This window comes from Mycoplana rhizolycopersici (assembly GCF_013378445.1).
GTDB lineage: Bacteria > Pseudomonadota > Alphaproteobacteria > Rhizobiales > Rhizobiaceae > Mycoplana > Mycoplana rhizolycopersici.
Map to the genome: position 1 here is coordinate 1 of NZ_JABXYK010000023.1, position 26223 is coordinate 26223.

26 protein-coding genes are annotated in these 26223 nt (G+C 61.0%); 10 read left to right on the forward strand and 16 right to left on the reverse strand.

Features of this window, described 5'->3' with window-relative positions; all coding sequences use genetic code 11:
• The first annotated feature begins 179 nt into the window (after positions 1–179).
• Together HV823_RS23810 and HV823_RS23815 are read left to right on the forward strand one after the other, a co-directional pair.
• Complete coding sequence (locus HV823_RS23810) at positions 180–515, forward strand: phospholipase D-like domain-containing protein (RefSeq protein ID WP_281374137.1); 336 nt, start codon at positions 180–182, stop codon at positions 513–515.
• Complete coding sequence (locus HV823_RS23815) at positions 516–698, forward strand: phospholipase D-like domain-containing protein (protein WP_176952166.1); 183 nt, start codon at positions 516–518, stop codon at positions 696–698.
• 188 nt (positions 699–886) lie between these two features.
• Here the strand turns inward: HV823_RS23815 and HV823_RS23820 are convergent, their stop codons facing one another.
• The 9 genes from HV823_RS23820 to HV823_RS23860 all read right to left on the reverse strand — a co-directional run bounded on the left by HV823_RS23820 (position 887) and on the right by HV823_RS23860 (position 10919).
• Entirely contained in the window at positions 887–1372 is a 486-nt protein-coding gene (locus tag HV823_RS23820) for a PTS sugar transporter subunit IIA (RefSeq protein WP_176952167.1), read from the reverse strand.
• A gap of 30 nt (positions 1373–1402) precedes the next feature.
• Positions 1403–2101: a response regulator gene (locus tag HV823_RS23825; RefSeq protein ID WP_176952168.1), complete on the reverse strand. Its 699-nt coding sequence runs from the start codon at positions 2099–2101 to the stop codon at positions 1403–1405.
• Positions 2098–4803, reverse strand: a complete 2706-nt coding sequence (locus HV823_RS23830; RefSeq protein ID WP_176952169.1) for a sensor histidine kinase — start codon at positions 4801–4803, stop codon at positions 2098–2100. The genes HV823_RS23825 and HV823_RS23830 overlap by 4 nt, the downstream gene beginning before the upstream one ends.
• Positions 4804–4857: 54 nt before the next feature.
• Entirely contained in the window at positions 4858–5427 is a 570-nt protein-coding gene (gene kdpC, locus HV823_RS23835; protein WP_176952170.1) for a potassium-transporting ATPase subunit KdpC, read from the reverse strand.
• A gap of 11 nt (positions 5428–5438) precedes the next feature.
• Positions 5439–7526 carry a potassium-transporting ATPase subunit KdpB gene (gene kdpB / locus HV823_RS23840; RefSeq protein ID WP_176952171.1) on the reverse strand — a complete coding sequence of 696 codons (2088 nt, stop codon included), beginning with the start codon at positions 7524–7526 and terminating at the stop codon, positions 5439–5441.
• 40 nt (positions 7527–7566) lie between these two features.
• A complete protein-coding gene (locus tag HV823_RS23845; protein ID WP_176952172.1) occupies positions 7567–7740 on the reverse strand; it encodes a hypothetical protein in 174 nt (57 codons plus the stop codon).
• A gap of 9 nt (positions 7741–7749) precedes the next feature.
• Positions 7750–9453, reverse strand: coding sequence for a potassium-transporting ATPase subunit KdpA (gene kdpA, locus HV823_RS23850; RefSeq protein WP_176952173.1), 1704 nt, complete (start codon positions 9451–9453; stop codon positions 7750–7752).
• A 33-nt stretch (positions 9454–9486) separates the two neighbouring features.
• A complete protein-coding gene (kdpF, locus tag HV823_RS27425; protein ID WP_176952174.1) occupies positions 9487–9576 on the reverse strand; it encodes a K(+)-transporting ATPase subunit F in 90 nt (29 codons plus the stop codon).
• A gap of 446 nt (positions 9577–10022) precedes the next feature.
• On the reverse strand, positions 10023–10919 hold the full coding sequence (locus HV823_RS23860; RefSeq protein WP_176952175.1) for a LysR family transcriptional regulator: 897 nt from the start codon (positions 10917–10919) through the stop codon (positions 10023–10025).
• A 98-nt stretch (positions 10920–11017) separates the two neighbouring features.
• Here HV823_RS23860 and HV823_RS23865 point away from each other — a divergent pair, with 98 nt between their 5' ends.
• Genes HV823_RS23865 through HV823_RS23885 form a run of 5 tightly spaced genes read left to right on the forward strand, consistent with a single transcriptional unit; the run spans position 11018 to position 15559 of the window.
• Entirely contained in the window at positions 11018–12433 is a 1416-nt protein-coding gene (locus tag HV823_RS23865; protein WP_176952176.1) for an aldehyde dehydrogenase family protein, read from the forward strand.
• An 11-nt stretch (positions 12434–12444) separates the two neighbouring features.
• A complete protein-coding gene (locus HV823_RS23870; protein WP_176952177.1) occupies positions 12445–13194 on the forward strand; it encodes an SDR family NAD(P)-dependent oxidoreductase in 750 nt (249 codons plus the stop codon).
• A gap of 32 nt (positions 13195–13226) precedes the next feature.
• Positions 13227–13799 carry a TetR/AcrR family transcriptional regulator gene (locus HV823_RS23875; RefSeq protein WP_176952178.1) on the forward strand — a complete coding sequence of 191 codons (573 nt, stop codon included), beginning with the start codon at positions 13227–13229 and terminating at the stop codon, positions 13797–13799.
• Between the two features lie 46 nt (positions 13800–13845).
• Positions 13846–14814, forward strand: a complete 969-nt coding sequence (locus tag HV823_RS23880; protein WP_176952179.1) for a quinone oxidoreductase family protein — start codon at positions 13846–13848, stop codon at positions 14812–14814.
• Positions 14815–14824: 10 nt separating this feature from the next.
• A complete protein-coding gene (locus HV823_RS23885) occupies positions 14825–15559 on the forward strand; it encodes an SDR family oxidoreductase (RefSeq protein ID WP_176952180.1) in 735 nt (244 codons plus the stop codon).
• Positions 15560–15568: 9 nt separating this feature from the next.
• On the opposite strand, the gene HV823_RS23890 is transcribed toward HV823_RS23885, so the two are convergent.
• Positions 15569–17179 (reverse strand): ABC-F family ATP-binding cassette domain-containing protein, encoded by a 1611-nt coding sequence (locus HV823_RS23890; RefSeq protein ID WP_176952181.1) that lies wholly within the window; start codon positions 17177–17179, stop codon positions 15569–15571.
• A gap of 112 nt (positions 17180–17291) precedes the next feature.
• On the opposite strand from HV823_RS23890, the gene HV823_RS23895 reads away from it, so the two are divergent.
• Positions 17292–17933: a TetR/AcrR family transcriptional regulator gene (locus HV823_RS23895; RefSeq protein ID WP_176952182.1), complete on the forward strand. Its 642-nt coding sequence runs from the start codon at positions 17292–17294 to the stop codon at positions 17931–17933.
• Between the two features lie 265 nt (positions 17934–18198).
• On the opposite strand, the gene HV823_RS27125 is transcribed toward HV823_RS23895, so the two are convergent.
• The 5 genes from HV823_RS27125 to HV823_RS23915 all read right to left on the reverse strand — a co-directional run bounded on the left by HV823_RS27125 (position 18199) and on the right by HV823_RS23915 (position 22082).
• Complete coding sequence (locus tag HV823_RS27125; protein ID WP_281374133.1) at positions 18199–18324, reverse strand: hypothetical protein; 126 nt, start codon at positions 18322–18324, stop codon at positions 18199–18201.
• Between the two features lie 28 nt (positions 18325–18352).
• Positions 18353–18769: an organic hydroperoxide resistance protein gene (locus tag HV823_RS23900; RefSeq protein ID WP_176952183.1), complete on the reverse strand. Its 417-nt coding sequence runs from the start codon at positions 18767–18769 to the stop codon at positions 18353–18355.
• A gap of 130 nt (positions 18770–18899) precedes the next feature.
• Complete coding sequence (locus HV823_RS23905) at positions 18900–20219, reverse strand: sensor histidine kinase (RefSeq protein ID WP_176952184.1); 1320 nt, start codon at positions 20217–20219, stop codon at positions 18900–18902.
• Complete coding sequence (locus tag HV823_RS23910; protein ID WP_176952185.1) at positions 20216–20956, reverse strand: response regulator; 741 nt, start codon at positions 20954–20956, stop codon at positions 20216–20218. Before HV823_RS23910 ends, HV823_RS23905 begins: the two co-directional genes overlap by 4 nt.
• An 85-nt stretch (positions 20957–21041) precedes the next feature.
• Positions 21042–22082 (reverse strand): alpha/beta fold hydrolase, encoded by a 1041-nt coding sequence (locus tag HV823_RS23915; RefSeq protein WP_176952186.1) that lies wholly within the window; start codon positions 22080–22082, stop codon positions 21042–21044.
• Between the two features lie 322 nt (positions 22083–22404).
• Between HV823_RS23915 and HV823_RS23920 the strand changes: the two genes are divergently transcribed.
• Both HV823_RS23920 and HV823_RS23925 read left to right on the forward strand, forming a co-directional pair.
• Positions 22405–24180 (forward strand): cytochrome c biogenesis protein DipZ, encoded by a 1776-nt coding sequence (locus HV823_RS23920; RefSeq protein WP_176952187.1) that lies wholly within the window; start codon positions 22405–22407, stop codon positions 24178–24180.
• Between the two features lie 48 nt (positions 24181–24228).
• Positions 24229–24987, forward strand: coding sequence for an alpha/beta hydrolase (locus HV823_RS23925; protein WP_176952188.1), 759 nt, complete (start codon positions 24229–24231; stop codon positions 24985–24987).
• Positions 24988–25443: 456 nt separating this feature from the next.
• Here HV823_RS23925 and HV823_RS23930 read toward each other — a convergent pair whose 3' ends face one another.
• Entirely contained in the window at positions 25444–26202 is a 759-nt protein-coding gene (locus tag HV823_RS23930; RefSeq protein ID WP_176952189.1) for an SDR family oxidoreductase, read from the reverse strand.
• Between the last annotated feature and the right edge of the window lie 21 nt (positions 26203–26223).

The following is a 26223-nucleotide window of genomic DNA, read 5'->3' on the forward strand; positions in this document are numbered from 1 at the left end:
TTGAGACGATCGCCACAATGAGTGATGATCAGCTCATCAACTTGCCTGCTGCAAGTTGACCCGTTCCCGGCCCTGTCCGGAAAGCTCGAGGATCGCCCGAGCTACACCACTCCCTGGGACATCATCACGGGTCGCCAAGCTGAAGGAGGAACTGCCCGCCGGAGGCGACGGTCAAGGCCCTGCACGAGCGCAATGTGCGGGTGCGTGTACTGACCAACTCGCTGGCTTCGAACAACCAGCTCGCCGCGCATTCAGGCTATTCCAACACCCGCAGACGCCTGCTCGAGAACGGTCTGGAGCTTTACGAGTTGCGGCCGGACCCCGACGCCTTCCGGCCGGGCTGGTCGCTCCGTTCCGGGCTCTCGCGGGCGGCCTTGCACACCAAGGCCATGGTCTTCGACCGCAAGGCCGTGTTCATCGGCAGCTTCAATCTCGACCCGCGATCTGCCGTGATCAATACGGAAGCCGGCCTCTACATCGAGAGCCCGGAACTTGCCGAGAGGCTGATGGCCTAAATGGCGACCGGGGTCGCGCCCGCCAACAGCTACCGTGTCTTCCTCGACACCAACCGCGGGATCGTCTGGGAGACGGTACGGAACGGAACGATCGTCAGCTACCGGGACGAGCCCGAAACGGGATTCGGGCGGCGGTTCGTCGCCGACTTCGTGAAACTCCTGCCGATTGACTCGCAAGTCTGACACAACAGCCAGATCGATGACCCTCTGCGCTGGGCCTTTGCTGTAGGTGTCCCTCGCGGAACGCGCGCTGGCTGTTCCGCGCGACAAGATCCATTCGGGGAAGCGTCCGACGAAATGTCATAGTGACGATTTGCCTTTCGTTGCCCTCCAGCAGGTCAGCATCACCTCGTGGAGATGTGGCGTCACCTCTATGAGCTCTTGGCGCACGCAGCGGCATTTTGTTCCTGGGCCTTTGTGCCCACGAGTGAGAGATACAGCTCCTCAGCGGTGAGGGCAGCGCGTATTGACTTTCGAACATCAACCGAATGCAACGCACGGGCGACCGTGGCGAGAACAGCCAAATGGGTTCGGTTTTCAGCCGGTGTCAGCAGGCAGAAGACAATGTCCACGGGCATGCCGTCGATGGCTTCGAAGTCTATCGCCCTTTTCAGCCGCACAAGCAGGGCCAACGGAGTACTGATGCCAGGAACGGGCGCATGCGGAACTGCAATGCCTTCACCAATGCCCGTGGAGCCCAGCAATTCGCGGTTGTTCAGCGCTCGAAAAACATCGCTTTCCTTGACGCGGAGCGCATTGGCCGCGCTCTTTGACAGCGCATGAAGAAGCTGCAGTTTTGATGCCGCAGCGACGTCGATATCGACGCGCTCCGGGCTTAGGAAATCGGTTATGTTCATGATTCACGCACGTCTGGGTCGAGTGTTGTGTCAGTTCTGGTCCGGCTCGCGCAGGCGATAGCCGACCCCGGTCTCTGTGGTAATGTATTCGGGTTGATCGGGGCTGCGCTCGACCTTCTGGCGAAGCTGACGCACGTAGACCCGCAGATACTGAACGTCAGCAGACCCGCCCCAGATCTGCTTCAGAAGATGTTGGTGGGTGATGACCTTGCCCGCATGTTGAACAAGGATGCGCAGGATGTCGTATTCCTTGGGAGACAGCTTGATCTCATTGTCCCCCACCTTGACGATGCGCTTCACCAGGTCGACGGAAAGATCGCCAGTCTTGAACACGGGGCGCTCGCCCTGCTGCTGGAGCCGGTGGCGAAGTGCTACGCGCAGGCGAGCGGCAAGCTCCTTCATTCCGAACGGTTTCGTGACATAGTCATCGGCCCCGTTCTCCAGAGCGTTGACGATGCCCTGCTCGTCGGTCCGGCTGGAAAGCACGACGACCGGCAGTTCCAGTCCCTCGTTGCGCCATCGCGCGAGGAGATCGTGACCGGCGATGTCGGGCAAGCCGAGATCGAGAAGGATCAGGTCCGGCCGGTCTTCGCCGACCAGAGCGATTGCATCTTTTGCGTTGATCGCCTCGACGACGGCGTATCCTTCGCTGGCCAGCCCCACCCGAAGCAACTTTCGGATGGCAGGCTCGTCGTCGACGACAAGGACTTTCACGGTAGAATTTGTCATGTCAGATTTTCCGCATATGGCGCGTCCGTCGGAACAGGCATCGTGATCGTGAAGATCGCGCCCGATCGATCCGCCCTGTTTGTTGCCAGGATCGTTCCACCCATCGCCTCTATGAACCCCCTGCAAATCGAAAGTCCTAGGCCCGTTCCGGCGCGGACGTGGTCACCCTTTCGAACGCGGTAGAAGCTGTCGAATATCCGCTCGAGATCGGCGCTTGGAATGCCGGGGCCCTCGTCCATGACCTGCAGGAGGACGCCACGGCCATCAGCCCTCGCCCGGATCAGGATCGTGGAGTTCGCTGGCGCATATTTCGCCGCGTTGTCGAGCAGGTTGAAGAGTACTTGCTCGAACAGCACGGGATCGAGCTTCAACATGGGAAGGTCGGCAGGAATATCGACAACAGCCCTGTGTCGCGTCAGGATCTTCTGCGCCCGGCGCAGGGCGGTGCCGACGATGTCGCCGACAAAATTGTAGGATGCATTGGGCTCGGTCGCACCGGACTCGATCTTCGTCATGTCCAGCAGATTGGCGATGAACCGGTTGAGCCGTTCCGACTCGTCGACGACGGTCGACAGCAGGTCCGCGCGATCTTCCTCCGGCATCGAGGCGGAATAGTCGCGCAGGGTTCCTGCCGCACCCATGATGGCGGCAAGCGGCGTCTTGAGGTCGTGCGAGATTGATGTGAGCAGAGCCGAACGAAGCCGGTCCGCCTCGGCCGCCAGGCGCGCCCGGTCGACGTCGGCGACCAGTTGCACCCGCTCGATCGCAAGCGCCGCCTGGTCTGCCAAGGCATCGAACAACCGCTGCTGTTCCGGCGTCAGAAGTGGCCCCTGCCTGTCGTCGTCGAGACCGACGACGCCGATGGCCGAGCGGCCTGTCCTCAGCGGCAGATAGAGACGCTTGGCGCCTGGCAGCGTGTCGGCGCCGCGGCCCGCCGGCCGGTTATTCTCCCATGCCCAGCGAGCGGCTGCGATATCGGCGTCGACGAGCGTATCGTCGGGCGGATAGCCTGCCTTTACTGCGATCGTCTCATCCTCCGGCATCAGGATCACCACCCGCACCTTGAGCATCAGCGCAATCTGGTGGGCGGTCGCCCACAATACGTCGTCCAGCGTTCCGGTGCTCGCGAGCTTCTTCGCGAAGAGATAAAGCTCTTCCGTCGTCCTGGCCCGCTGGCGCGCCGCTGCTGCCTGGCGCTGAACCCGCGCCGTCAGATTGCTCGCCGTGACCGCGACCACCAGGAAGAATACCAGCGCCAGAACACTCTCCGGATCCCGGATCGTCAGCGTGTACTTCGGCTCGAGAAAGAAAAAATTGAATGCCAGTGCGCTGGCGACGCAAGCATAGAGTGCCGGCCATAGGCCAGCCGTCACCGCAGAGGTGAGCACGGCAATCAGGAAGACGAGCGCCAGATTTCGAACATCCAGGAACTGATCCAGGAGGACGCCCAAGGCGAGCGCGCCCGATACATAAAGGGTGCCCAGTAGATACGGCTGCAACCTGAACTGGGGGGATGGCGGCGCGGTCTTGACACCCGTTGATGCTGGCGGCGCGCGCTCTGCCCCGGATACCACGTGCACGTTGATATCGCCGGCGATGCGGATCAGCTCGTGAGCCACCGATCCTTCGATCATCTCCCGCCAACGTCGCTTTTCCGGCTTGCCCACCACCACATGCGTGAAGTTGTTCGCGGCCGCGTGGCGGAGAATATCACTTGCCACGCCCTGACCAGGAATGATCATGGCTTCGCCGCCCAACTGCTCGGCGAGCCGCAAGTGCGATGCCAGGCGGTCCTTGTCGGCATCGCTGAGGTTGACGGATCGTGAGGTCTCGACATGGATTGCCGTCCAGGGAGCGCGGAGGCGGTCCGCCTGGCGCTTGGCATAGCGGACGAGCGAGGCCCCCCGCGCGCTGTGGTCGATGCCCACGAGCACGCGGTCGCCTGCTCCCCAGGGGCCTGATATGGCATTCGCCTGCATGTGGCTCAGCAACTGGTCGTCGACACGCTCGGCCGTGCGGCGCAGCGCAAGCTCGCGCAGGGCCGTCAGATTGCCGGGAGAAAAGTAGTTCTCTATCGCCCGCTTCGCCGTCGTCGGCAGATAAACCTTGCCCTCATTCAGCCGTTTGATCAGATCCTCGGGCGTCAGGTCGATGATTTCGACATCGTCCGCCCGGTCTATGATCGAATCGGGCACCGTTTCCCGCACCCTGATGCGCGTGATCTGGGCAACGACGTCGTTGAGGCTCTCGATATGCTGAACGTTCAGGGTCGTGTAGACGTCGATCCCTTGCGCGAGGACCTCTTCCACATCGAGGTAGCGCTTCGAATGGCGGCTTCCGTCCACATTGGTGTGCGCCAGCTCGTCGACGAGTACAAGCTGCGGGCGGCGGTCGAGAATGGCGTCGATATCCATTTCTTCCAGGGTTTGTCCCCTATACTCGACCTTGCGGCGCGGTATGACCTCGAACCCGTCGACGAGCGCCTGGGTCTCCTTGCGGCCATGTGTCTCGACGACGCCGATCACGACGTCGACGCCGTCTGCCTTTCGCGCGTGGCCCGAGACCAGCATCTCGTAGGTCTTGCCGACGCCCGGCGCGGCACCGAGAAAGATCTTCAGACGACCGCGCCCTTCGCGCTCGGCATTCTCGAGGAGGGCATCCGGTGAAGGCCGTGCCTCGGCATCGCGTCTTTCGTCGGGCATCGATTTGCATTCCCTCGAGGTCGGTCCGGGGCCGTTCCGGCCCCGGATGTATCTTTATTGGGCAGCATCCCCGTCAAGCGCAAGGTTCAGCGCAAGGACGTTGACCACGGGTTCGCCGATGAAGCCGAGTTCACGGTCCGTGACATGCTCATCGACCAGCGCCTTGACCGCAGCCTCATCAAGTCCCCGCGCCCTGGCGACGCGCGCCACCTGGAAATAGGCGGCTTCGGGCGAGATGTGCGGATCAAGTCCGCTGCCCGATGTCGTCACGAGATCCATAGGGACGGGGGCGGCGGGATTCGTCGCCTTCAGCGCCTCGGCATCGGTCTTGATACGGTCGATCAGCTTCGCATTGGTCGGCCCGAGGTTGGAACCGCTGGAACTGGCGGCATTGTAGCCGTCACCGGCGGCCGAAGGCCTCCCATGGAAATACTGGTCTCCGGTGAAGGCCTGACCGATCAGTTCGGAGCCGACGACCTTTCCGTCCTTCTCGATCAGGCTTCCATTGGCCTGATGCGGAAAGAGAGCCTGGGCGATGCCCGTCATCCCGATCGGATAGACCAACCCGGTCAGGACGGTCAGGGCGATGATCATGACAATCGCGGGTCTTACTTGCTTCCACATGGGTGTGATCCTTATGCGAGGCCGAGTGTCGTGATGACGACGTCGATCAGTTTGATGCCGATGAAGGGAACGATGATGCCGCCAAGGCCATAGATCAGCAGGTTGCGCGATAGCAGCGCCCCTGCACCGACAGGCCGGTATTTCACGCCCTTCAGCGAGAGCGGGATCAACGCCACGATAATGAGGGCGTTGAAGATGATCGCCGAGAGAATCGCGCTCTCGGGGGTCTCAAGCCCCATGATGTTAAGGGCGCCAAGTTGCGGATAGAACGCCAGGAACATGGCGGGGATGATCGCGAAGTACTTGGCGACGTCATTGGCGATGGAGAAGGTCGTGAGCGCCCCGCGTGTCATGAGGAGCTGCTTGCCGATCTCGACGATCTCGATGAGTTTCGTCGGGTCGGAATCAAGGTCGACCATGTTGCCGGCTTCGCGCGCCGCAACCGTGCCGGTGTTCATGGCGACACCGACGTCCGCTTGCGCAAGCGCGGGTGCGTCATTGGTGCCGTCGCCGCACATCGCAACGAGCTTGCCCTTGGCCTGCTCCTCGCGGATAAGGTTCAACTTGTTCTCAGGCGTTGCCTGCGCGAGAAAGTCGTCCACGCCCGCCTCCGCGGCGATCGCCGCGGCGGTCATCGGGTTGTCGCCGGTGATCATCACGGTGCGGATCCCCATGCGCCGCAGTTCGGCGAAGCGCTCCCGGATGCCACCCTTCACGATGTCCTTCAGATGGACGACCCCGAGCAACCGGCCGTCCTTGACCACGGCGAGCGGGGTGCCGCCCGCCTTGGCGATATCGTCGGCAATAGCCTGGATCTCGCGGGCCGCCAGCGGCTCGTGTACCGTGACAGCTGCGGCGCTGCCCGAACCAGTTAGCGCGGCCTTGTTGACGTGTTGAAGGACGGCGTCGACTGCCCCCTTGCGGATGCTGGAGCTGTCGAAATCGACGCCGCTCATCCGGCTTTGCGCCGTAAACGGTACGAAATGCGCGTGCAGGCTTCCCATGTCACGGGCACGGATACCGTATTTCTCCTTGGCGAGCACAACGATGGAACGCCCTTCCGGCGTCTCGTCGGCCAGCGATGCAAGCTGCGCCGCATCGGCCAGTTCCTGTTCGGTAACGCCTCGGACCGGCTTGAACTCCGTGGCCTGGCGATTGCCAAGCGTGATGGTGCCGGTCTTGTCGAGCAGCAGCGTGTCGACGTCGCCCGCCGCCTCGACGGCGCGGCCGGACATCGCAAGCACGTTGAAGCGTACGAGCCTGTCCATGCCGGCAATGCCGATGGCCGATAGGAGGGCGCCGATCGTTGTCGGAATCAGCGTAACGAAGAGCGCGACGAGAATGAGAACCGGAATGTAGCCGCCGGCGTAGGTGGCGAAGCTCGGGATGGTCGCCGTCGCCAGCACGAAGATCAGCGTCATGCCGGCAAGCAGGATATTGAGCGCGATCTCGTTTGGCGTCTTCTGGCGTTCGGCGCCTTCGACGAGGGCGATCATGCGGTCGATGAAGGTCGAGCCGGCAGCAGCGGTAATCCGCACACGGATCCAGTCGGACAGAACCTGCGTGCCACCCGTGACCGCGGACCGGTCACCGCCGGATTCACGGATCACCGGAGCGGATTCGCCGGTGATGGCCGCCTCGTTTACGGAAGCAACGCCTTCGATGACTTCGCCGTCGGATGGGATGATATCGCCCGCCTCCACCAGCACGACATCGCCAACCTTCAGACTGGTGCCGGGGACGACCTTGTAGTTCTTGGTATCGTCACCCTTCAGAAGCTTGGCCTGGGTTTCGGTACGCGTGCGGCGTAGCGATTCCGCCTGTGCCTTGCCTCGGCCCTCGGCCACCGCTTCGGCAAAATTGGCGAAAAGCACGGTGAACCAGAGCCAGATGACGATCTGGAAGGAAAAGCCGATATTGCCCTGGCCGATGATCAGGTCACGGATCAAAAGGACGGTGGTAAGCGCCGAAACGACGGCAACGACGAACATCACCGGGTTCCGGGCAAGCGTCCTCGGATTAAGTTTCCGGAAGGCATCGCCAATGGCGGGTATGAGGATGCGAGCGTCCATGATGCTCGATGTTTTGGACTGGCTCATAGGAGACTCCAGCTTGATATTGCGAACGCACCGCGACCCATCAGATCGCTGCGAAAAGGTAAATGAACGCCCTGCCGACAAGCACCAGCGCCGCCATCCCGACCACGATCAGGCAGAGGATGGCCGAGACGGGTGGCGGCTGCGCCCCATCCCGCGCCGGCGTTTCGGCGCGAGAAAGGAAGGGTGTGCGTGATTGGTGGCCGACGTAGCCCATGACACCACCTCAGAAGGTCTGGCCGAGGAGCATCGCGAAATGCTCGACGATCGGACCGACTGCGAGTGCCGGGAAGAACGTCAGGCCGCCGACGATCAGGATGACGCCGCCGAGCAGACCGACGAAAAGTACCCCGTCGGTCGGGAACGTACCTGCCGAGGCGGGCACGGACTTCTTGCCCACGAGCGAGCCAGCCATGGCCAGCGCCGGGATGATGACCAGGAAGCGCCCCATCAGCATCGCGATGCCGAGGGTGAGATTGTACCAGGTGGTGTTCCCCGTGAGGCCGCCGAAGGCCGAGCCGTTGTTCGCCGCTGCCGACGTGTAGGCATAGAGGATTTCCGAGAAGCCGTGCGGGCCGGGGTTGGCGGTCGATGCCACGGCATCCGGCAGCACGGTGGCAATCGCCGTGAAGCCCAGCATCGCGAGCGGAAGGCAAAGAATGGCGAGAACAGCCATCTTGACCTCTTTGGCCTCGATCTTCTTGCCCAGATACTCCGGCGTGCGACCGACCATCAGGCCTGCGACGAAGATCGCGAGGACGACGAACATCAGAACGCCATAGAAGCCTGCGCCGACGCCACCGATGATGATCTCGCCGAGTTCCATGTTGATCAGCGGAATGAGCCCGCCGAGTGCCGTGAAGCTGTCATGCATCGCATTCACAGCACCGCAGGAGGCTGCCGTGGTGACGGCGGCGAACAGGGCGGAAAGCGCAATACCGAAGCGAGCCTCCTTGCCCTCCATGTTGCCACCCTCCAGGCCGAGCGCATGGACCAGCGGGTTGCCGGCGGCTTCCGCCCAGTAGCAGACCGCGGCGCCCGCGAGGAACAGTACGCCCATTGTGGCGAAGATCGCCCAGCCCTGGCGTTGGTTGCCGACCATGCGGCCGAAAACGTTGGTCAGCGCCGCGCCGATTGCGAAGATCGATACCATCTGGATCAGGTTGGAGATCGCGTCCGGGTTCTCGAACGGATGTGCGGCATTGACGTTGAAGAAGCCACCGCCGTTCGTGCCGAGCATCTTGATTGCGACCTGGGATGCGACCGGGCCGACGGCTATTGTCTGCGTCGCCCCCTCGAGCGTCGTTGCCTCGACATAGGCGCCGAGCGTCTGAGGCATGCCGCGATAGACATAGACGAGGGTCAGCACAACGCAGAGCGGCAGGAGCACGTAAAGCGTGGTCCTGGTCAGGTCGACCCAGAAGTTGCCGATCGACTTGGTCGATGCCCTGGAGAATCCGCGTATCAGCGCCACGGCGATGGCGATGCCGGTTGCCGCCGAGACGAAGTTCTGAACCGTCAGGCCGGCCATTTGCACGAGATAGGACATCGTGCTCTCGCCACCGTAGTTCTGCCAATTGGTGTTGGTCATGAAGCTGGCAGCGGTGTTGAAGGCAAGCTCAGGCGGAACCGCGGGCATTCCGGCCGGATTGAACGGCAGGCCGCCCTGCAGTCGCTGGAGAAAATAGAGAAGGAGAAAACCTGCGAGGTTGAAGAACAGCAGCGCCGCGGCGTAGGTCGTCCAGTGCTGCTCCTCCCGTTCGCTTGTGCCGGCGACGGCATAGAGGCCGCGCTCAACCGGACCGAAGATCCATGAAAGAAGCGTGCGTTCTCCATTGAAGACGCGCGTCATGTAGCCGCCGAGCGGCTTCACGAGCAAGGTAACGATCCCGCAGAAAAGCAGGATCTGTATCCAACCGTTGATAGTCATGTGAGGGGCTTTCCGAGCTTTATGGCTGGGCGATCAGAACCGTTCAGGGCGAATGAGCGCGTAGGTCAGGTAGATGAACAGGAATACCGTCACCAAGCCACCGAGAGTGTATTCGACGAGCATTTTCTACGATCCGCTATTAGAGGTTGCCGCAAACCCTGACGTAGGCGAACGACAGGGCGAAAAAAACGATGCCTATTGCGAGGACGACAATGTCCATGGGGTAATCCTGTGCGTTGTTTCAGTTTGCCGCGCGCGCCGGGACATCGGTCACCCTGGCTCGCGCAATCGCGTGCACGTTCTCGCAAAGATATGGCTCCGAACCGCATTAAGGTTCGAGAGAGACCGGAAGGGAAAGAAATAGGAATTTCATAGGAATTTGGTTGCGCCCGCGGTGCACGGACCGGTCGCCAATAGGGGCGACGCGGCATCGGCAACAAGGTGCCGATTTCGCTCATGAACGGCTCTTTGGCACCCCCGCCGACATGAGCCTTAACCCCGGAAAATTCCAGCTCCCGCAGACCCAAAAATCGGGGTGCACCTCAGTAGCCGCGGAGGCGATCCGGACTTTAATTGAGAAAATCGCGCTCACGGATCAGGTCTATGAATGCCCGCAGCTTGGACGGCGTATGCCGTCGCTGTGAGAAATAGAGGCTCAGGCCCGGGTAGGACGGCGACCACTCTTCGAGAACTGGAATTAGGCGGCCCGAAGCGAGATGGGTCGCGAGGGCGTGTTCCCCCAGATAGGCGAGCCCGAAGCCGGCAAGGGCCGCCTCCAGTATCAGGTCCGACGCATCGAATGTCAGGTGACCCGAGACATCGACCAGGTAGGTTTCGCCGCGCTTTTCAAACTCCCAGCGATAGAGCCTTCCGCCTGTCATGCGCATCTGAATGCAGCGGTGACGTGATAGATCACTGGGCACAACAGGCTTGTCCCGACCTTCGAAATAGTGCGGCGACCCGACGACGAAGGATCGCATTTTCGATATGATGGGCACCGCGACCATGTCGGGGGAAATCGCCTCGGTGAGACGAATGCCGGCATCGAACCCCTTGCCGATCACATCGACCAGCGCATTCTCGGTGACGACTTCAAGCTCCACTTCCGGATAACGGCGGGCATATTCCAGCAGAAGCGGTTGGAGCAGGATGCGCGCCGCGCCCGGCGCCATGTTCAGCCGCAGCCTTCCCGAGGGCCGATCAGAATGTTCTTCCACATTCTCGATGGCTTTTTCCAGCGTCTGCAGGGCCGGCGCGATTTCAGACAGGAATTGTTCGCCGGCTGCGGAAAGGGCCACGCTTCGCGTGGTGCGGTTGAAGAGCCTGACGGCAAGGCGCTCCTCCAGCGCGGCGATCGCATGGCTCAAAGCCGATGACGACACGCCGAGCTCTCGCGCAGCAGCCCGAAATCCGCCGTGACGAGCCACTGCGGCAACGGCCTCCAACTCGATGAGGCTTGCCCTCATTGCGCGATCCAGTTCATCAGCGCGTCCAATTTTGTCCGACTACCCGCAACACATAACGCATGCCATTTTTTCAGTGAAGCCATTGCAGGAGAAACGACATGCATATCATCGATCGCATTTATATTGACGGCGCGTTTGTCGAACCCCATGGCGACCAATGGGCGCCGCTCTTCAATCCGGCCACCGAGGAACAGATCGGAACCGTGCGCCTCGCCGATACGCACGATGCAGACCGCGCGGTCGCTGCCGCCAAACGCGCCTTCCCGGCCTTTTCCAGCACCCCCAAGGAAGAACGAATCGATATGCTGCACCGGTTGCATGCCGCCGTGGCCGCCCGTGGAAACGATCTCATCGACGCCATGCGCGAGGAATATGGCGCACCGTCGAACTTCATCGATTTTTCAGCGCCGCGAGCGGGCAACGTCTTCCTGGACATGGCCAAGACGCTTGAAAGCTATGATTTCAGACGCCGTATCGGGACTGCCGAGGTCGAGATGCGCCCCTCCGGTGTCGCCGTGGCAATCACCCCCTGGAACAGCAACTACGGCTTCATCTGCGGAAAACTGTCCGCCGCCATCGCCGCCGGCGCCACCATGGTGATCAAGCCTTCGGAGATGAGCGCCATCCAGACCCGGGTGATCACCGAATGCCTGCACGTCGCTGGCCTGCCCGAGGGCGTCTTCAACATCGTCACCGGCGACGGAGCCGTCGTCGGCTCCGCCCTGACTGCCCACCGCGATGTATCGAAGATCACCTTCACCGGATCTACGGCCACAGGCCGGACGATTGTCCGCACAGCCGCGGAAACCATGAAGCGCGTGACGATGGAACTTGGCGGCAAGAGCCCCAGCATCATTCTCGACGATGCCGATCTCGACGTCGCAGTCCCCCAAGTGTTGGCAGCCGGCTTCCTCAACAGCGGGCAGGCCTGCATAGCCGGAACCCGCATTCTTGCGCCCGAGAGCAGGTTCAAGGAAATCGAAGCCCGCCTCAGAGAGGCAGTCAAGGATTTCAAGGTCGGCGACCCCAAAGACAAAGGCGTCCGCATCGGACCTATGGTCAGCCAGAAGCAATGGGACCGCGTGCAGTCCTATATCAGGCTGGGCCAGGAAGAAGGTGCCAGCCTGCTCGCCGGTGGCGAGGGCCGGCCGGAAGGGTTGTCGCGCGGCTGGTTCGTGCGTCCCACCATCTTTACCGGTGTGAACAACGACATGCGCATCGCCCGCGAAGAGATCTTCGGACCGGTCCTCTCCCTCATTCCGTACCGCGATGAGGAAGAGGCTATCAGGATCGCAAACGACACAGATTACGGCCTGCAGGCCCAGGTCTTCTCATCCGACATCACCCGGGCAAGACATGTGGCCGACCGGGTCGAGGCCGGCCGCGTCATCCTCAACGCCGCCCCGCATGAACCGCTGGCACCGTTCGGCGGCTTCAAGCAATCCGGTTTCGGACGGGAATTCGGCGTCTTCGGCCTCGAGGCCTTTCTTGAAACCCGCGCGGTCCTTGGCTGAGGAGAGAATTCATGACGAAGAAGCCGATTGCGCTGATTACCGGCGCCAACAAGGGACTTGGTAAAGAGGTTGCCCGCCAGCTCGGCGGGCTCGGAATGCGGGTCTATCTTGGCAGCCGGGATGGCGAGCGTGGACAGGCCGCAGCGGACGACCTGGCGAAGGAAGGGGCGGATGTGATGGCGATCGCGCTCGACGTCACCGACGCGGCGAGCGTTACGGCGGCAGCACGGCAAATCGAAGACCGGGAAGGATTGCTCGACATTCTCGTCAACAATGCAGGCGTGCTGCATCGTGTGCCGGCGTTGGAGACGGACGCAGCGAACATGCTTGCAACCTACGACGTCAACGTCTTTGGCACTGTGCGCACCATCCGCGCATTCCTGCCGCTATTGCAAAGATCGCCACATCCGAGGATCGTCAATATCACCAGCACCAGCGCCTCCATGACCCTCACGAGCGATCCGGCGACACCCTTCGGCCAGTCCGACACCATCCTTGCCTACGCCTCGTCCAAAGCCGCCGTGACGATGGTAAGCCTGCAATATGCCAATGCCTTCCGGCGTCACCCCTCGCAAGCCCATATCAAGATCAATGCAGCGACGCCGGGCCATATTGCAACCGATCTCAACGGCCATGCCGGCACGCGCACGGTGGAACAGGGTGCGAAAATCGTCGTGGACCTGGCGACACTTCCCGAGAGCGGCCCCAGCGGGGCTATTTCAACGAGAACGGTTCATTGCCCTGGTGAGAATTATTCTTGACTGCTCGGTCCAGAATCGCTATCTCAATCTCTATGGCAAGGATCAAGGAATTCGACAGGGACAAGGCGCTGGATCTTGCGATGGGCGTATTCCGCGAGCATGGCTTCGACGGCACGTCGACGGAGATGCTGGTTAAGGCCATGAAGATCGGCCGGCAGAGCCTTTACGACACGTTCGGCGACAAGTGGGCCCTCTATCGCCTTGCGGTGGAACGCTATGCAACCGCGGAAACCGAAGCGCACATTCGCGAACTGCGCGGCAGTGAGCGCGCCATTGAGGGCATTTCCGCAATGATGGATCGGGTCGTGGCGGAAGCGGATCGGGCCTGCCTGGGCGTCAACTCGATCTGCGAATTCGGCCAGAGTCGCCCGGACCTGACAGAGGTGCATCTTGCGGCCGATCATCGGTTGAGACATGCGGCAAGGGAATGCGTCAGGCAGGCTCAGGACGCCGGCGATGTGGACCGTTCGGCGTCGGAAGATGCGGTGATTGATTTTCTCATCGCCAGCATCGCCGGCATACGGATTGCCGCGCGCGGGGGTGCCGGGCAGGAAGCGCTGCAGTCCCTCGGACGGCTGGCGCTCCGTGCCCTCATGCCACGGTAAAAAAATTTGCTTAATTCTGGAACAAACAGTCAAGAAAGGACTGAAAATGAAGGCAGTCGTCATGAACGGCATCGGTGACACCGATGTCATGCAAGTTGTCGAACATCCGGATCCCTTGGCAACACCGGGACATGTTCTCGTCGAGATTGCCGCGGCCGGCGTGAATTTCATGGATATTGGCGTCCGGCAAGGCATGGCCTGGACCGAGATCGCAAATCCCAAAACACTTGGCGTCGAAGGCGCGGGGCGCGTTCTCGCCGTCGGTGAAGGCGTAACGGATTTCTCTGCGGGCGACCGCGTTGCCTGGGTCTACGCTCCGGGAAGCTACGCGCAGCGGATCTCGATACCCGTCAGTTCCCTGGTTCCGCTGCCTGATTTCATCGATGACCAGACGGCGGCCTCGATCATGATGCAGGGATTGACGGCGAGCCACTTCGCCACCGATTTCTACCCGGTTCAGCCGGGCGACATTGCATTGGTCCATGCGGCCGCCGGAGGCGTCGGCCTGCTCCTGACACAGATCATCCGGCTGCGAGGCGGCCGTGTCATCGGTCGTGTTTCTTCCGAAGACAAAGTCGCCATCGCCAAACAGGCAGGCGCCGAGCATGTCATTGTCGATCGCCAGGGAGACTTCGCGCAACAGGTCATGCAGTTGACGAACGACCGAGGTGTCGACGTTGTCTACGACGGTTCTGGCCCCACGACCTTTCAGGGTTCTCTCGATAGCCTGCGCCGTTCGGGGACCTTTTGCTGGTATGGCCCCGTTCTGGGCGGGCCGGGCCTCATCGACATCATGAGCCTGCCGAAAAGCATCAAGATCGGCTACGCGGTCTTCTCCGACCATGTTTACGCGCCGGAACGCCTTCGCACCCGCAGCGATCAGCTTTTTGACTGGATTCGGGACGGCTCCCTGAAGGTCAACATTGGAGGAAGCTATCCTCTTGAAGACGCCGCTTTGGCGCACGTGGACATGGCAAGCCGACGCACGACCGGCAAGTTGCTGCTCTTACCCTAAGGATAACGTGATGAACCCTATATCTCCCAAGAAAACAGCGCTCATCTTCGGCGGATCACGCGGGATCGGCGCTGCCATCGCCAGACAGTTGGCTCAGGACGGCTTCTGGGTCGCGATAACCTATGTCTCGCAATCGGAAAAAGCGCGGCAGGTCGTGACCGGTATTGAAGCCTCGGGCGGTCGCGCGATGGCGATCCAAGCGGATAGCGCCGACCCTGACGCAATACGCCGCGCTGTCAGAGAAACGGTGGACCGATTTGGCAAACTGGATGCGGCAATCGTCAATGCCGGAGTGCTGAAACTAGCCAACATCGAAAATGTCACCCTGGACGACCTCGACGTTTCGCTTGCCATTAATGTTCGCGGCGTATTTCTCGCCATCCAGGCAGCAGCGCTGAACATGAAGGATGGCGGCCGAATCGTAACGATCGGCAGCAACACCGCGGTGCGGACAGGTTCTTCCGGCGGGAGCGTCTATGCGATGACGAAAGCTGCGGTCGCCGCGATGGTCAAGGGCGCGGCCCTGGACCTCGCGCCGCGGAGCATCACGGTGAACAACATTCAGCCCGGACCAACGGAAACGGACATGACGGCCAGCATGGTGGCTGGACTGGTAAATGTCATCCCTCTCAAGCGTGTTGGTCAGCCCGACGAAATCGCGGCTCTTGCCTCCTATTTGGTGAGCGAAAAGGCAGGGTATATGACGGGTTCGAGCCTCACGATAGATGGCGGGTTCGTACTTTAAATCGATGACTTATTGACAACCCGCATCGCTGTCACAATTGCGGGCGGGTTGCTCGACGTAAGTGTCGATCGCGATACTGTCGAGGAAGGCGTCATCGTGACTGACAACCAGAAGCGCGCCGTCATAGGCCCTCAGCACGGCTTCCACCGTCTCGATGGAATCGATATCGAGATGATTGGTCGGCTCATCGAGGATCAGCAGCGACGGTGGACTGGGCCCACCGAGTACGCAGGCCAGGCCGGCACGCAAGATCTGCCCTCCGCTTAAAGTCTCCACACGCTGGAGTGCCGCATCCGCACGAAAACGAAAACCGGCCAAAGTTGCCCGGCAGGTATTTTCGGTTGTGCCGGGGTTCAGTCGCTTGAAATTGTCGAGGATACTTTTGCCGCGATCGAGAAGGCTGACACTCTGGTCCAGCATCGCGGCAGGGACAGAAACCGTGACCTTGCCGGTGATGGGCATAATCTCTCCCGTGACCACCTTCAGCAGTGTCGTTTTGCCGGACCCGTTGGGGCCGGAAAGCGCTACACGCTGCGGCCCGACGATCGAGAAGGACAGATTCCGAATAACGGGATGTTCGTGATCATAGCCCGCCGTAACATGATCAAACGACAGAACCGCCTTGCCGGCAGGCAGGTTTGTCGCCGGAAGTTGCACGGAAAATGGCTGGAGAACCTCGATCCGAGCCTTGGCGGAAGCAAGCGTGTCCAGCGCATCGGCGCGCTGGCGCTCGGCAAGTTCCGTCACCTTGCCTCGGCTGGCCTCTGCACTGCTCTTGCGCCGACCGAGGAGAATTTTGGGCATGTCTCCCTTTGCTGCTTTGCGGTTCCCCGATGCATTCCGCCTGTCCTGTCGTTCGGCAAGGACCTGCGCCTTGCGGTCAATTTCCTCCGCCGTCTTTTCGGCATGCGCCAGACTCTGCTCGGCGGCATTCAACTCGATCACCTTCGCCGCCTGATAGGCACTCCAGTTCCCGCCGTAGCGTTTCGCTCCAAGTGTGGTCAGTTCGACGATGGCATCCATATGCTCAAGCAGTCCGCGATCATGGCTGATGACGATGGCCCCGCCTCTCCATCTGCCGATAAGGTCGATGACTGCTTGCCGCCCGTCTCTGTCCAGATTGTTGGTCGGTTCATCGAGAAGAAGAAAATCCGGCTCCTGGAAGAGGGCCGCCGCGAGCGCAGCCCGCGTACGCTGCCCACCCGATAAATGCCTGAGCAGCGTATCCGGCTCGGCAGCCAGCCCAAAGCGGCCAAGGGCTGATAGCATCCGCTCCCTGACTGTCCAATCTGCCTCCGCAAGGTCTTCCAGGCTGGCGGTTCCGCGTTCTGCCCGGGCGAGCAACTCGATAGCCTGCCTTGCACCGAAAAGATCGGCCACCGTTTCGTGGGGGTCCGCATCCAGCATCTGCCGGACGAGCACGACCTTGCCCTCGATTGACAGTGTCCCTGCGGACGGAGGCACTATTCCGGAGATAATTTTGAGCAGGGTCGTTTTGCCCACGCCGTTTCGGCCGACCAAACCGGTCCGTTCCGGTCCGAACGACAGGTCGAGGTCCTCAAATACCTGGCCACCGTCCGGTTTTGTCCAGCATAGCCCTGAAAGCACGATCGAAGACATCTTAAACCTGTTGCATCAAGATTAACAGCACGATATCGTGCTGTTACCAAACAATCGCGGAAAGAACAATGGCCGTCGCCGGGATCCTCTCCATTCAACGCTACGAGGCAGCATGAAGTCGGCGCAGGCACGTGCCGGCGGACGACCGACACGCGAGGAGGCGGAAAACCTCACGAGACAGATCCTGGACGATGCCCGAGCGACCTTTGCGAACAAGGGTGTCGCAAACGCCACGATGGAGGAAATCGCAGCGCACCATGCGATCTCGAAACACACGCTGTATCGCCGATATCCCAGCAAGCAGGCGCTCCTGGAGGCGGTTGTAGAGCGTGATCTCGTTCGGTTTCGCACGGCGCTTGCACTGGCCGCAATGCAGCGAAAAGAGCCTCTCCCTGCGCTACATGCGATCGCGCTTCGCTATTTCCTGTTCGGCACTGACAGGGACTACTCGGCCTTCTACCTGTCAGTCACGGCAGAGGCCGTGGTGTCGGCGTCCCTTCGGGAAAGGCTGGCGATCTGGTCGAGGGATGCGTTGGAACCCATGGTCGAGGCGATCATCGCTGCTCAGGCTGCAGGCTCCATCGTAGCGGGCGATGCGTCTGAAATATGCGGCGTCCTGGTCGATCTGCTGGAAGGCGCCAACAATCGCATTCGCCTTGGCCTGTGCGACACGCCCGATGAAGCCGAATGCCGTCGCGTCTTCGAAAGCCGATGGACCATTTTCCGGATTGCCATGACACCGAAATCCGACTGACCGGAGAGAAGAAATCGTGACGGCAATCAACAATGCCAGCCCCTGTCGCAGATACTCAACAACGCGTTTGGTGAATTCGGCAGGGACGGAGACGGATTGGTCAGTCAGGATGAAATGAACTCGACGGACGTTTTGATGCTGGCCGACCTTAGCCGATCCATTGGCGATCGAAGCTGCGACCTTGCTCAAGGACGTAGGCGACAAGTCTTGATGGTAAGAGGGAGCGACTGTCTCGTAGCCGCTCCTCTCCTATTTTCCGCTATGGCTACCCTTGAAGACCGACCGCTGTGGCGATAGCAGCCAAAGGCGACGGTTCGTTGGAAAACACGTCATAGACGCACGGCGCGGCAAAAACGGCGAGCGCAAGCATGCCAATGATCAGGCGTTTCATAGAACACTCCATGAGATTGCGGCGCGACTCAAACGAGCGTCAGCGCTACGGCGATGTTGCCCCGTGTCGCTTTGGAATAGGGGCAGGTCTGGTGAGCTTCGTCTATCAGCGCCCGTGCAAGGTCGACATCCAGCCCCGGAAGGCTGACATTCAGCCGGGCTTGCAGAAGATAGGCGCCTTCCATCATGCCGAGGTCTACTTCGGCGTCGACTGCTGTATTCGCAGGGAGTTGCAGCTTGCGCTTGCGCGCAGCGATGCCCAAGGCACCGATGAAGCAGGCGGACCAGCCAGCCGCGAACAACTGCTCGGGATTTGTGCCCGGCTTGCCGCTACCCGGAGGCGAAAGCTTGACGTCAAGCTGCGCATCGTCACTGCGCGCCGCACCGTCGCGTCCGCCGGTGGTATGGGTCTTGCCGGTATAGAGAACTTTTTCGATCTTCGTCATGGAACACTCCTTCGTTCTGTCGCAGAGGGCGACGTGATTGACGGATGTGTTTTGCCGCATCCACGTATCCGGCATGTTTTCGAAAAGGGTGGAATTGTATCGCAGCGTAGAGGCCACGCTTCGGGCCTCGTCAGGGCAGCGATATTTCCGCGGCAAGCCCGCCGCCGGAACGATTGTAGATCCGCACTGCTCCACCGACCGAGGCGGCAAGCTGCTGGGCGATGGCCAGTCCAAGCCCTGTGCCTCCTGTGTCTCGATTGCGCGAAGTCTCAACGCGGTAGAAAGGTTGCATGGCGGACTCCAGCTTGTCCTCGGGAATGCCCGGTCCATGGTCGGTGACCGTAATGACGGTGTTTCCCTCGCCCGATCGTTCGACGCTGATCTCGGCAGAACCGGCAAACTTGAGGGCGTTGTCGATGAAATTGGTCAGGATACGCCGCAATGCGTGCGGTTTGGTCAGGGCAGTCCCCTGAACGATGCCGGTTACCGAAACCGCCTTGCCGGTGTCCTGATAGTCGTAGGCGATGCTGTCGATGAAGGATGCGAGATCGATGCGCGCGTTTTTCTCGCCATTGCCGTGCGAACTGCGCGCATAGGCAATTCCGTCCTGCACCAACCGCTCGATTTCGCGCAGATCGTTGACCAGCTTGTCTTTTTCGGGGCTGTCGTCCGCCATCTCGGCGCGAAGCCGCATGCGCGTGATCGGCGTCTGCAGGTCATGTGAGATTGCCGCGAGAATCTGCACACGTTCTTCCAGGTAATGGGCGATACGGTCACGCATGGCGTTGAAGGCGCGCGCCGCATGGGCAACCTCGCTCGGTCCACCCTCGTTCAGGGGAGAACCTTGTCTGCCGGGATCGAGTGCATCGGCAGCAGCGGCGAGAGCGCCCAGAGGACGAATGGCTAGGCGCACCGCAAACCAGGTGCAGAGGATGAGCAGAACCATCTGTGCCGCGAAGACATAAGGCAGCCATTCGGCCAAGGGCATCACACCGCGCGGGGTCACATCGATTGTCAGCGGCGAACCGTCCGACAGCGTGAGATGCCCCTGCAGACGCATGTGGTCGCCCGGAATGGCTTCGACGCGGATCGGAAACCTGTTGCCAGCCGCCTGGCCTATCCGGTTTGCGATCTCGGCACCACGCCCCGACAAATCCGGAACACCGGGAAGGCCGGGACCAAGAACGAGGCGGTAGCTGCCACGGCTCAGGCGATCCAGCCAATCGGCCCGCTCGTTGGCGGGAAGCCGGTCGAGAATTGCGATCGACGTTGCCAGATCGCTTTCCAACGTCCCGAGCATGACGGCCTTGGCCGACATATAGCGCTCGGCAAAAAGAATGCTGAAAGACAGGCCATAGGCAACCGCCAGTCCGGCAAACAGGATCAGGAACAATCGTGAGCGAAGCGTGCCTGGCCACCAGCCAAAAAGAGACCTGCCGCCCCCACTCATGTTCTGGGCACCGAAATCTCAACCGGTACGGAGAACACATAGCCTTCGGCCCGCACCGTCTTGATATAGGTTGGCTCGCGCGCATCATCGCCAAGCCGCTGGCGCAGGCGACTGACCAAAAGGTCGATCGAGCGGTCGAACAGTTCGGCATCGCGGCCTTGCGTGAGGTTGAGGATCTGGTCGCGATTGAGCACGCGTTGCGGGTGATCGATGAATACCCGCAGCAGCCGGTATTCGGCGCCGCTCAAGGCGATTTCCGTTCCGTCCCGGTCAAGAAGATGCCGACCGACGGTGTCGAGCCGCCAATCACCAAAGGTCAACAGTTGTCCGGCCTCGCTGATCTGCAGGTTGGGCGGCAGCATACGCGTGCGCCGTAGCACCGCCTTGATGCGGGCAAGCAGTTCTCGCGCCGCAAACGGCTTTGGCAGATAGTCATCGGCGCCCATTTCGAGCCCAATGATACGGTCCATCTCATCGTCGCGCGCCGTCAACATGATGACCGGTGTTGCCTTGTGCTTGCCAGCGCGCAGTTCGCGGCACAGCACCAGTCCATCATCACCCGGCATCATCACATCGAGCACGATCAGGTCAACCGTGCTGGCTTCCAGGAAACTGCGCATCTGCCGGCCGTCGGCAGCGACCGTCGTCCGGAGACCGTTCTTCTTCAAATAGCTCGACACCAGTTCGCGAATTTCGCGATCGTCATCGACAATCAGAATATGGTCGACATGCTCCATCTGTGGCCTTTCAAACATTCGCACGCGGCATTAGTTCCGTGTGGGCTGCCGCGAGTAAAGCGGTTTCTCGCGGCAGCCCCCGCCATCAGAATTTCGCCACATCGACGATAGCCTGAGCGAATGCCTCCGGCGCTTCCTGCGGCAGATTATGCCCGATACCCGAAATATCTCGGTGCTCGTATCTCCCCGAGAACTTCTTTGCATAGGCCGATGGCTGCGGATGGGGCGCACCATTGGCATCGCCTTCCATGGTGATCGTCGGAATAGCAATCACCGGCCCCATCGCAAGCTGCTTCTCGAAGACATCGTACGCTGCTTCCCCTTCGGCGAGGCCAAGCCGCCAGCGATAATTATGGATGGTGATGTCCACGTGATCAGGATTGTCGAGGGCGGAGGCCGATCGATTGAAGGTCGCGTCGTCGAATGTCCAGGTGGGCGATGCCGTCCGCCAGATGAGCTTTGCAAACTCGTGCGTGTTGGCGGCATAGCCGAGCCGCCCCCGCTCGGTGGCGAAGTAGAACTGGTACCACCAGGAGAGTTCCGCGGCCGGCGATAGCGGCTTGCTGTTGGCGGCCTGGCTGCCGATGAGATAGCCGCTGACGGACACCATCGCCTGGCAGCGATCCGGCCAGAGAGCCGCCATGATGTTGACGGTGCGCGCACCCCAGTCATATCCGCCCAAGATCGCCTTTTCGATACCGAGTGCATCCATGAAGGCGATCATGTCGGCAGCCAGCGCCGCCTGCTGGCCGCTTCGCGGGGTCTCGTCCGAAAGGAAGCGCGTCGTGCCGTAGCCACGCAGATAGGGAATGAGCACGCGGTAGCCTGCATCGGCCAGGATCGGTGCCACATCGACATAGCTATAAATGTCGTATGGCCAGCCGTGAACGAGCAGGACAACGGGACCATCGGCCGGGCCGGCTTCCGCATATCCGATATCGAGCACGCCTGCCTTGATTTGCTTGAGTGCTGCGAACGCAGTGGACCCTCCAGCTTTGACCGAGGCCGGGGACGCAGCGGACGTCTGGGCATTGGCGATCGTGTTCATGCCCAATTGGGTGGCAGCCACGGTCATGGCGGCGATACCGAAGAAGCGGCGGCGCTGATGGTTAAATTGAGGGGACATCGTTCTCTCCATATCGATTGATCTTGATGTGAAGAAAGCCGACTGCACGTATCTCGCATGTGTCCCGTCAAGCCCGGAATTGAATGCGGATGTAGCCTCCGGCGCCTTCGATACAGTCTGATACAATTCGCACCACCTGCTGGCCCCGGCGCGCCAGCGGTTTGTAACACTCTGTCGTGGATAGGCCGGGTCCTACACTGCGGTACATTTCCTATGGAAGCCCGACACATCCGGGATACGTCGCTCCGACCAGATTGGCCCTGTTGCTGGTCGAGCCTCATCGCCGTCCAGAACCCGACCAACCGGTTTCAAGGAAACGACGATGACACTTCTCATCATTGCCTATCTCGGAGGGGCGCTGACCATCCTCAGCCCGTGCATCCTTCCCATTCTTCCCTTCGTCTTTGCCCGCGCGGGACAGCCTTTTCTCCGAAGCACGCTGCCCATGCTGATTGGCATGAGCGTCACGTTCGCATTGGTCGCGACGCTCGCAGCAGTCGGTGGGAGTTGGGCAATCCACGCCAATGAATACGGTCGTCTCGCTGCGATCCTGCTGCTCACCGTCTTCGGGGTCAGTCTGTTGTCGCCACGCATTGCGAGCATCATCACCCAACCCGTCGTCGATTTCGGCAACAGGTTGTTGAACGCCTCGGGCAGGCCTGGCTCCGTGCCGACCGCCGCAAGCTCCTTTATCCTCGGCGTTGCAACCGGGCTCCTTTGGGCTCCCTGCGCCGGGCCAATCCTCGGCCTTCTGCTGACAGGCGCGGCGTTGAATGGCGCCAACCTCCAGACAACGTTTCTGCTCACCGCCTATGCTGCTGGCGCCGCAACATCGCTTGCCATTGCCCTTCTTGTCGGAGGCAGGATCTTCGCCGGCATGAAACGGTCGCTCGGCATCAGTGAACGTATTCGACAGGTGCTGGGAGCCGCGGTTCTGGTTGGCGTTGCCGTTATTGCCCTTGGTCTCGACACCGGCCTCCTCGCGCGTCTTTCCTATGCCAGCACGGCCAAATTCGAGCAGGTCGTCCTTGACCAACTGCACGAGAAGCCGGCCGCTGAAAAATCCGCCGTGATGGTGAGCAACGATGTCACGACTGCCGTCATCGATCCAGATCGGCCGTTCCGGAGCAACCTTCCCGTGGAGGGTCGCGCGCCGTCGTTGAATGGCGCTGTCGAGTGGCTGAACTCGTCGCCGCTGACGACGGAACAGCTTCGCGGCAAGGTCGTCCTTGTCGATTTCTGGACCTATTCCTGCATCAACTGCATCCGAACCGTGCCCTACGTCCGCGCTTGGGCTGAAAAATACAAGGATCAGGGTCTCGTCGTGATCGGCGTGCACGCCCCGGAATTCGCCTTCGAGAAGAAGATCGACAACGTCAAAAAGGCGATCGAAGATTTCAAGATCGGCTATCCGGTTGCGATCGACAACGACTACAAGATCTGGCGCGCGTTCGAAAATAGCTACTGGCCGGCACACTACCTGATCGATGCAAAGGGCCAGATCCGCTACCATCATTTCGGCGAAGGCAATTACCGTCAGACCGAGCAGGCGATCCAGGACCTGTTGCGCGAAGCCGGCAACGATCTGGCAGCGACCACAACGGTGACGCCCGATGCCAAGGGTGCCGAGGCGAGCCCCGATCTCAAAAACATCCGTTCCGGCGAGAGCTATCTGGGCTATGAGCGCGCCGCAGGCTTCGTCTCTCCGGAAGGCCTGCGTGCCGACGCCGCCAACGCCTATTCTATCTCGCAACCGGGTCTGAATGAATGGGGCCTCTCCGGACGCTGGACGGTCGGCGCTGAACGCGCCGTGCTGGACCAGCCGGATGGCAGCATCGTCTACCGCTTCAGCGCGCGCGACCTGCATCTGGTTCTCGGAGCTGGCGCCACCGGCAAACCTGTTCGCTTCCAGGTGACAATCGACGGCAAGGCGCCTGGGTCCGATCATGGGGCGGATACCGATGCTGACGGCTACGGCACGGTGACATCGACCAGGCTCTACCAGCTCGTTCGCCAGTCCGGCGACGTGGAGGAACGGACATTTGAAATCCGCTTCCTCGATCCAGGCGTCGAAGCCTACGCCTTCACCTTCGGCTGAGACCCTATCTTCTCACTAAATCCACCCACGACAACAGGAGTAAAACGCATGAACCGACATTCCATCTCGATCCTCGCACTCGCCTTCGCCACCAGCATCGTCGCCTTTGCGGCGCAGGCCGCCGAGGTCAAGAACATCGTCATCGTCCATGGCGCACTTGCCGACGGTTCGGGCTGGCGCAAGGCATCCGACATCCTCGTCAAGCGCGGTTTCAATGTCACGATCGTGCAGCAGCCGATTACGTCGCTCGCCGACGATATCGCCGCCACCAACCGGGTGCTCGATTTGCAGGACGGCCCGACGCTTCTCGTCGGTCACAGCTATGGCGGTATGGTGATCACCGAGGCTGGCCGCAGCCCCGTTGTCGCTGGTCTCGTGTATGTCGCGGCCTTCCAGCCGGACAAGGGTGAAAGCCTCCTCAGCCTTGCGAGTTCAAAGCCTGCTGGCGGCATGAATATCCGAGAGACGACGGACGGGAAGTATCTCTATCTCGATCCCGCCGCCTTCGCGAACGACTTCGCCGCGGACCTGCCGAAAGACGACGCCGCGTTTCTGGCAAGGTCGCAGGTCTTCGCCTCGAAGGAAGCGTTCTCAGCCAAGGTCGGGGATCCCGCTTGGAAGACGAAGCAGAGCTGGTCCATTGTCGCGACCGAAGACCGATCCATTAATCCTGAACTGGAACGTGAAATGGCAAAGCGCGCCGGCAGCACAGTGACCGAGATCAAATCCAGCCACGCCGTCTTCGCCTCTCAGCCCCAAAAGGTTGCTGACGTCATCGAGAAGGCGGCAGAAGCACTTACGGACTGACCGCTTTGGGGCCGACTACTGACAGTCTGCGTTCAGGAAGCGAACAGCAGAAATAGACGCGGCCCACTGCACCGTCCGGGACCTTCCTTAACGTAACAGGCTGGATTTCATAGCAGAATGCGTAGATGGTGGTGAAGTCACTGTCATCGCGCTCGAATGCGGCAGCCGGAAGGAAAACTATCCGGTCGCCATAATGGCCATCCCTAAGAACGAAGTGTTCGAACCCAACTGCGGGTTAACTCTACTTACAAATGCTCTTCGCTTTACCTTAGTCTGCTCCACAGCGGATTGGGTGGCGGAGACCAAAACTGCCTCAAGGAGATTGCGCGGTTCCGCATTATTGTTTCAATGCTGGCGCCGATACTCTCGATACGATCAGGACCATTTGCAAATGTGGCCGCTCGGAGCCAAGGCGACCAGTGGCAGACACGCCTCCAGTCGCCATCGACTACGAGCTCAAGCTGCGGTCTGCGTGCGCTGCCTGAACCAAGTCTTGATGTCCAACTTGCCGAGCTTGGCCGGCCCGAGCGGCACCAGGGATTGCTCGTCGACGAGGGAGCCGAAATATCGGGCATCCTTGTCGACGACCACAGTGCGCGCATCGCGGGTGGCGGCAAGATAGCCGGCGAGGAAGTCGCTCATCGGTCTCTTCTCCGGGCCGGCGATTTCGAATGTCCCGTTCAGAGGAGCCGATGTTGCGGTCTCGGCCACGAAGCTTGCCACGTCGTCGGCCGCGATCGGTTGGAACGCGCCGGGCGAAGCGTGAACGGTCTGGCCGGAGGTCGCGCCGTCGGCAATGCCGCTGATGAATTCAATGAACTGGGTCGACCGGATGATGGTGTACGGGACACCGCCCGCCTTGACGATCCTTTCCTGCGCGACCTTGCCCGGGAAGTAGCCGTTGTCGGGCGACCGCTCGATGCCGACGATAGAGAGGGCCACGTGATGGGGAACGGCAGCGGCCTTCTCGGCCTCGATCAGGTTGGACGTCGATTGCTCGAAGAACGAAAGCACGGCACCCGGCTCGAATGAAGGCGAGTTCGCGAGATCCACGACGACCTCGGCACCGGCGAGCGCTTCGGACAGCCCCTCGCCCGTCAGCGTGTTGACCCCGGTCGCAGGCGAGGCCTGCAGGACGTCGTGCCCTGCCCGCCTCAGAAGTGTGGCAACCTTGGTTCCGATCAGCCCCGTACCTCCGATGATGACGACTTTCATGGCTAAGCTCCTTCTGTTTGG

Bases quoted from the DNA above. Each gene is read 5' to 3' on its own strand.
- HV823_RS23930 (WP_176952189.1), bottom strand. From the start codon at position 26,202: ATGAAAGTCGTCATCATCGGAGGTACGGGGCTGATCGGAACCAAGGTT.
- kdpB (WP_176952171.1), bottom strand. From the start codon at position 7,526: ATGAGCCAGTCCAAAACATCGAGCATCATGGACGCTCGCATCCTCATA.
- HV823_RS27125 (WP_281374133.1), bottom strand. From the start codon at position 18,324: ATGAAACGCCTGATCATTGGCATGCTTGCGCTCGCCGTTTTTGCCGCG.
- kdpA (WP_176952173.1), bottom strand. From the start codon at position 9,453: ATGACTATCAACGGTTGGATACAGATCCTGCTTTTCTGCGGGATCGTT.
- HV823_RS23875 (WP_176952178.1), top strand. From the start codon at position 13,227: ATGGCAAGGATCAAGGAATTCGACAGGGACAAGGCGCTGGATCTTGCG.
- HV823_RS23830 (WP_176952169.1), bottom strand. From the start codon at position 4,803: ATGCCCGACGAAAGACGCGATGCCGAGGCACGGCCTTCACCGGATGCC.
- HV823_RS23910 (WP_176952185.1), bottom strand. From the start codon at position 20,956: ATGGAGCATGTCGACCATATTCTGATTGTCGATGACGATCGCGAAATT.
- HV823_RS23905 (WP_176952184.1), bottom strand. From the start codon at position 20,219: ATGAGTGGGGGCGGCAGGTCTCTTTTTGGCTGGTGGCCAGGCACGCTT.
- kdpC (WP_176952170.1), bottom strand. From the start codon at position 5,427: ATGTGGAAGCAAGTAAGACCCGCGATTGTCATGATCATCGCCCTGACC.
- HV823_RS23870 (WP_176952177.1), top strand. From the start codon at position 12,445: ATGACGAAGAAGCCGATTGCGCTGATTACCGGCGCCAACAAGGGACTT.
- kdpF (WP_176952174.1), bottom strand. From the start codon at position 9,576: ATGCTCGTCGAATACACTCTCGGTGGCTTGGTGACGGTATTCCTGTTC.
- HV823_RS23920 (WP_176952187.1), top strand. From the start codon at position 22,405: ATGACACTTCTCATCATTGCCTATCTCGGAGGGGCGCTGACCATCCTC.
- HV823_RS23925 (WP_176952188.1), top strand. From the start codon at position 24,229: ATGAACCGACATTCCATCTCGATCCTCGCACTCGCCTTCGCCACCAGC.
- HV823_RS23885 (WP_176952180.1), top strand. From the start codon at position 14,825: ATGAACCCTATATCTCCCAAGAAAACAGCGCTCATCTTCGGCGGATCA.
- HV823_RS23865 (WP_176952176.1), top strand. From the start codon at position 11,018: ATGCATATCATCGATCGCATTTATATTGACGGCGCGTTTGTCGAACCC.
- HV823_RS23895 (WP_176952182.1), top strand. From the start codon at position 17,292: ATGAAGTCGGCGCAGGCACGTGCCGGCGGACGACCGACACGCGAGGAG.
- HV823_RS23890 (WP_176952181.1), bottom strand. From the start codon at position 17,179: ATGTCTTCGATCGTGCTTTCAGGGCTATGCTGGACAAAACCGGACGGT.
- HV823_RS23860 (WP_176952175.1), bottom strand. From the start codon at position 10,919: ATGAGGGCAAGCCTCATCGAGTTGGAGGCCGTTGCCGCAGTGGCTCGT.
- HV823_RS23880 (WP_176952179.1), top strand. From the start codon at position 13,846: ATGAAGGCAGTCGTCATGAACGGCATCGGTGACACCGATGTCATGCAA.
- HV823_RS23845 (WP_176952172.1), bottom strand. From the start codon at position 7,740: ATGGGCTACGTCGGCCACCAATCACGCACACCCTTCCTTTCTCGCGCC.
- HV823_RS23820 (WP_176952167.1), bottom strand. From the start codon at position 1,372: ATGAACATAACCGATTTCCTAAGCCCGGAGCGCGTCGATATCGACGTC.
- HV823_RS23815 (WP_176952166.1), top strand. From the start codon at position 516: ATGGCGACCGGGGTCGCGCCCGCCAACAGCTACCGTGTCTTCCTCGAC.
- HV823_RS23900 (WP_176952183.1), bottom strand. From the start codon at position 18,769: ATGACGAAGATCGAAAAAGTTCTCTATACCGGCAAGACCCATACCACC.
- HV823_RS23915 (WP_176952186.1), bottom strand. From the start codon at position 22,082: ATGTCCCCTCAATTTAACCATCAGCGCCGCCGCTTCTTCGGTATCGCC.
- HV823_RS23825 (WP_176952168.1), bottom strand. From the start codon at position 2,101: ATGACAAATTCTACCGTGAAAGTCCTTGTCGTCGACGACGAGCCTGCC.